The following is a 6,001-nucleotide window of genomic DNA, read 5'->3' as shown; positions in this document are numbered from 1 at the left end:
GGCGGCCCGTGGCCGGGGGCGACGGGCGCCCCGGACACGAGGCGGCCGGAGCGCCCGGCGCGCGGGGGGTGCGGGACGCGCCCGCGCTCGGGGACGAGGAGCGGCGGCGGCTGCTGACCGGGGCGCACCACGACCCGCACGCGCTGCTCGGCGCCCACCCCGTGCGCGGCGGTGTGCTCTTCCGGGCCTTGCGCCCGTACGCCCGGTCGGTGACCGTCACCGCCGCCGGGCTGCGGGCCCGGCTGCGGGCCGAAGGGGACGGGCTGTTCTCCGGGGTGCTGCCGCTCGCGGAGATCCCCGATTACCGGCTGCTCGTGACGTACCAGGACGCCGAGCTGGAGCTGCACGACCCGTACCGCTTCCTGCCCGCCCTCGGCGCGTTCGATCTGCACCTCATCGGCGAGGGCCGCCACGAGGAGCTGTGGCGGGCGCTGGGCGCGCATCCGATGACCCACCAGGGCGTGCCCGGCACCCGTTTCACCGTCTGGGCGCCCAACGCCCTCGGCGTGCGGCTGACCGGCGACTTCAGCTACTGGGACGGCACCGCCCTGCCGATGCGCTCGCTCGGCGGCAGCGGCGTGTGGGAGCTGTTCCTGCCCGGGGTCGGCGAGGGGGCGCTCTACAAGTTCGAGATCACCCGGCCCGACGGCGGCCACTCGCTGCGCGCCGACCCGATGGCGCGGCGCACCGAGTGCCCGCCCGCCACCGCCTCCGTCGTCCACGCCTCGCACCACCGCTGGGGCGATGACGCGTGGATGGCCCGCCGGGAGCGCGGACGCGTCCATGAGCTGCCGTTCTCCGTCTACGAGGTGCATCTGCCGTCCTGGCGGCCGGGACTGACCTACCGCCAGCTGGCCGAGCAGCTCCCGGCGTACGTGAAGGACCTCGGCTTCACCCATGTCGAGCTGATGCCGGTGGCCGAGCACCCCTTCGGGGGCTCCTGGGGCTACCAGGTCACCGGTTTCTACGCGCCCACGGCCCGGCTGGGCACCCCCGACGACTTCAAGTACCTGATCGACGCGCTGCACCGGGCGGGCATCGGGGTGCTGGTGGACTGGGTGCCGGCGCACTTCCCCAAGGACGACTGGGCGCTCGCGGAGTTCGACGGCCGTCCGCTGTACGAGCCCGCCGATCCGCTGCGGGCCGAGCATCCCGACTGGGGCACGCTGGAGTTCGACTACGGCCGCGCCGAGGTGCGCAACTTCCTGGTCGCCAACGCCGTGTACTGGTGCGAGGAGTTCCACGTCGACGGCCTGCGGGTGGACGCCGTCGCCTCGATGCTCTACCTCGACTACTCCCGCGAGCCCGGCCGGTGGACGCCCAACGCGCACGGCGGCCGGGAGAACCTGGACGCGGTCGCCTTCCTCCAGGAGATGAACGCGACCGTCTACCGCCGCTGCCCGGGTGTGGTCACCATCGCCGAGGAGTCGACCGCATGGGACGGGGTCACCCGCGCCACCCACCACCGGGGCCCCAGCGGCTTCGGCGGCCTCGGCTTCGGGCTGAAGTGGAACATGGGCTGGATGCACGACTCGCTGGGCTACCTGGCGCATGAGCCGGTGCACCGCAAGCACCACCACCACGAGATGACCTTCTCGATGGTCTACGCGTACAGCGAGAACTACGTGCTGCCCATCTCGCACGACGAGGTGGTGCACGGCAAGCGGGCGCTGGTGTCGAAGATGCCCGGCGACTGGTGGCAGCGGCGCGCGGACCACCGCGCCTACCTCGGCTTCATGTGGGCCCATCCGGGCAAGCAACTGCTCTTCATGGGGCAGGAGTTCGCCCAGGGCGCCGAGTGGTCGGAGGCCCATGGGCCCGACTGGTGGCTGCTGGACCCGTCGTACTCCGCCGAGCCGGACCACCGGGGCGTGCGCGATCTGGTCCGCGATCTGAACCGGGTGTACGCGGCCACGCCGGCGCTGTGGCAGCGGGACACCGACCCCGAGGGCTTCTCCTGGGTCGAGGGCGATGCCCGTGAGGACAACGTCTTCGCCTTCCTCCGGTTCGACGCCGGCGGCTCGCCGCTGCTGGCCATCAGCAACTTCTCCCCGGTGGTCCGCCATGAGTACCGCATCGGGGTTCCGGAGACGGTGCCGGTGTGGCGCGAGGTGCTGAACACCGACGACCGGCGCTACGGCGGCAGCGGCGTCGGCAACTCCGGGCCGCTGAAGGCGGAACCCACGGGGTGGCACGGCCACCCGGCCTCCGTGCTGCCGGTGCTGCCACCGCTGGCCACGATCTGGCTGCGGCCGGCCTGAGCGCTCGCGGCGGTGCGCGGCCGTGCCCGAAAGCCCGGTACGAGGGCCCGTTTGCGCATATCGTGCGCAAACGATTGACGCTGGGTGCGGGTGCGCCTAAAGAGAGGGGTGAGAGCGCTCTCACCCCCCTTCTGGAGGTCCCCCCATGCGCATCCGCCGCCACCGTCTCAGATCCACCCTCGCCGCGCTGACCGCCACGGCGCTGGCGCTCCTCGGAGCGGCCACCGCCCGTGCCGACATACCCTCGGTGCCCGACTGGACCCTCCAGTGGGGCGACGACTTCAACGGCGCCGCGAACACCCTCCCCTCCTCCGCCAACTGGCAGATCGACACCGGTCACAACTACCCCGGCGGCCCCGCCAACTGGGGCACCGGTGAGGTGCAGAGTTACACCAACTCCACCAGCAACCTCAGCCTCGACGGCAACGGCAACCTCCGCATCACCCCGCTCCGCGACGGCGCCGGCAACTGGACCTCGGCGCGCATCGAGACCAAGCGGGCCGACTTCAAGGCGCCGGCCGGCGGCGTGCTGCGCGTCGAGGGCCGGATCCAGATGCCGAACGTGACCGGGAGCGCCGCCCTCGGCTACTGGCCGGCCTTCTGGGCGCTGGGCAGCCCCTACCGGGGCAACTACCAGAACTGGCCGGGGATCGGCGAGTTCGACTTCATGGAGAACGTCAACGGCGTCAACTCCGTCTGGGCCACCCTGCACTGCGGCACCAACCCCGGCGGCCCGTGCCAGGAGACCAGCGGCATCGGTGCCAGCCGCGTCTGCCCCGGCGCCAGCTGCCAGTCCGCGTTCCACACCTACCGCTTCGAATGGGACCGCTCCACCTCGCCCAACGCCTTGCGCTGGTACGTGGACGGCGTGCAGTTCCACAGCGTCAGCCAGAACCAGGTCGACGCCGCCACCTGGTCGAACATGACCGACCACGCGGGCTACTTCCTGCTCCTCAACGTGGCGGTCGGCGGCGGCTTCCCGGACGGGGTCCAGGGTTCCCGCACGCCCACCGCCGCCACCGAGCCCGGCCACCCCATGCTCGTCGACTACGTGGCGGTGTGGACCCGGGGCGGAGGCGGCGGCACCGACCCCGGCGGCTCCGCCACCCAGTACCTGCGCACCGGCGGCGCCCTCGGCGACGCGGCGTCGGCCGGCTCGGCGCCCCTGGCCTCGGCCGGCGGCACCAACCACGACGGCACGCCGTACCAGCCGCAGACCTTCGTCTCGTCCGGGATCACCAGGACCTACAACGGCGGCTCGACCGCCTTCGACCTGTTCGTGGACGCGGGGACCACGGTCGCCAACGGGACCCAGGCGAGGGTCAGCTACGACTTCACCGGCGACGGGACCTGGGACCGCACGGAGACCTACCAGTACTTCGCCACCGACCCGGTGCCGGGCTATGAGCACTACACCCAGGCCCGGGGCCTGAAGTCCACCACCGGCTCGGCGCTGGCCAACCTCAGGGGCGGCAAGGTCCGGGTCGAGGTCTGGAACGCGATCGGCAACGGCACCAGCACCCTCGGCACCGGCAACCAGTCCTTCGTGCGCATTCCGTTCAACTGACCGACCGGAGGCCGCCGCGCCCCACGCTCCACGCCCCGCGCCCCGCGCCCCCGTCAGCCGTCGGGCCCGCCCAGCCGGGTGAGCCCGTCCCGGACCCGGTGGGCGTCGGGGTGGCCGAGGGAGTCGAAGCGGGTCAGGGCCTGCTGCCAGCTGCGGCGGGCCCCGGCCCGGTCCCCGGCGGCCAGCTGCGCGCTGCCGAGCCGGTACAGGGACTCGGCCTCCCGGACCCGCTCGCCCCGGCCGCGCCGCAGCTCCACGGCGTGCCGGTAGCAGCTGATGGCCTGTTCGTGGTCGCCGACGTGGCTGTGGGCGTAGCCGAGGCTGTCCCAGGCCGCGGACTCGCCGCGCCCGTCGCCCGTCTCCCGGAGCATGTTCAGCGCCTTCTCGCAGTGGGCGAGGGCCTGCTGGAAGTCGCCCAGCTTGGCGTACGCCCAGCCGACGTTGTTCAGGGCGTACGCCTCACCGCTGCGGTGGTCCGCCGCCCGGTACAGCTTCAGGGCGCGCATCGCGTGGTGCAGCCCCTCGTCATGGCGGCCCTCCCGCTCGCAGACCAGGTTGAGCGCGACGTGGACCAGGGCCTGGCCGACCTCGTTGCCGGACTCGCGGTGCAGGTTCAGGGCGCGCACCAGATGGCCGCGGGCCCGGTCGTAGCGTCCCATCCGCAGATCGGCGAGGCCCAGGCCGTGGCAGGCGTGGGCCTGACCGGTGAGGTCGCGGGCGCGGTGGGCCGCGCCCAGGGCGATCCGGTGCACGGCGCGCTGGTCGTGCCAGTGGCCGAACTGGTCCAGGAACTCCGCCAGCGACCAGGCCAGCTGCCAGGCATGGGTCTCGAATCCGGTCTCCGCGGCCTGCTGGAGCGCCGCGATCAGCACCGGATGGGTCAGGACGAACCAGATCAGCGCCTGGCCGTGCCCGGTGAACTCGCCGACGCTGACCCCGGGCTGGACCGGTTCCGGGGCGATCGGCTCCCGGTGCGGGGTGAAGGCCACCCCGGCGGCGAGGGCGGTGTGCAGATAGTGGTCGAGCACCCGGTGCAGCGCGGCGCGGCGCTCGTCCTCCGCGTCGTACGCCTGGGTCAGCTCCATGGCGTAGGCGCGCAGCAGATCGTGGCAGCCGTACTGGCCGGGGGCGCGCTCGGTGATCAGATGGGCCCGGGTCAGCTGGACCAGCAGCCGGCGCGCCTGCGGTACGGAGATCCCCACCAGGCTGGCGGCGGCGGGGGCCGCGATATCGGCACCCGGGTGGACACCCAGCAGCCGGAACAGCCGGGCGGCGTCGGTGCCCAGCGCGTGGTACGACCAGGAGAAGACGGCCCGGACGTCGGTGGTGGCGTCGCCGCCCTCGAACGCGTCGAGGCTGCCGCGGGCGTCGCGCAGCTCCGCGGCGAGCGCCTCCAGGCCGAAGCGGGGATGGGTGGCGGCGCGGGCGGCCACGATGGCGAGCGCCAGCGGCAGCCCGGCACACACCGTGATCACGTCCTCCACGGCCCGCGGTTCGGCGGCCACCCGCTCGGCGCCCACCCGGCTGATCAGCAGATCGCGCGCCTCGGCGCGGTCGAGCAGCTCCAGCGGCAGCGGCTGGGCCTGCTCGGCGACGACCAGGCTGGTCAGCTCGTTGCGGCTGGTCAGCACCACCAGACAGCCGGGGGAACCGGGCAGCAGCGGGCGCACCTGCTCGGCGTCCCGGGCGTTGTCGAGCAGGATCAGCATCCGGCGGTCGGCCACCAGGCTCCGGTACAGGGCGGTCTGCGCCTCGACGGTCGCGGGGATCAGGTGGGCGGGCACCTGGAAGGCGTCCAGGAAGCCCCGGACCGCCTCGGCCACGGTCATGGCCGAGCCGGTGGGGCCGAAACCGCGCAGGTTCACATAGAGCTGGCCGTCGGGGAACCGGTCGCGGACCCGATGAGCCCAGTGCACCGCGAGGGTCGTCTTGCCGAGGCCGCCGCTGCCCGCGATCACGGTGATCACCGCGGCGGTGGGCGCCCGTCCCCCGCCCCCGCCCCCGCCCTCGCCCGAGCCCGCGCGCAGCAGGGCGTCCAGCCCGGCCAGTTCGCGCTCGCGGCCGGTGAAGTGGGCGACGTCGGAGGGGAGTTGCTGCGGTACGGCGACGGGCGGGGCGGTGACGGGCGCGGGGGCAGTGGCGGGCGCGGGCGCGGTGACGGGCGGGGGCGCGG

Annotated in this window: 3 protein-coding genes; 2 read left to right on the top strand and 1 reads right to left on the bottom strand. The window is 73.7% G+C overall.

The features are described 5' to 3' along the window. The first annotated feature begins 8 nt into the window (after positions 1-8). Together glgB and AXW62_RS38815 are read left to right on the top strand one after the other, a co-directional pair. Positions 9-2,261, top strand: coding sequence for a 1,4-alpha-glucan branching enzyme (gene glgB / locus AXW62_RS38820; protein WP_063817738.1), 2,253 nt, complete (start codon positions 9-11; stop codon positions 2,259-2,261). 145 nt (positions 2,262-2,406) lie between these two features. Continuing rightward, positions 2,407-3,828: a glycoside hydrolase family 16 protein gene (locus AXW62_RS38815; RefSeq protein WP_060948472.1), complete on the top strand. Its 1,422-nt coding sequence runs from the start codon at positions 2,407-2,409 to the stop codon at positions 3,826-3,828. Positions 3,829-3,881: 53 nt separating this feature from the next. Here the strand turns inward: AXW62_RS38815 and AXW62_RS38810 are convergent. Continuing rightward, positions 3,882-6,001, bottom strand: a 2,120-nt coding sequence (locus AXW62_RS38810; protein ID WP_159061088.1) for an ATP-binding protein, incomplete at its 5' end; no start/stop codon positions are given.

The sequence above is a fragment of the Streptomyces hygroscopicus subsp. hygroscopicus genome (assembly GCF_001553455.1).
GTDB classification, from domain to species: domain Bacteria; phylum Actinomycetota; class Actinomycetes; order Streptomycetales; family Streptomycetaceae; genus Streptomyces; species Streptomyces hygroscopicus.
Note: the sequence above shows the minus strand (reverse complement) of the source record. Positions and strands in the feature narration are given on the sequence as shown.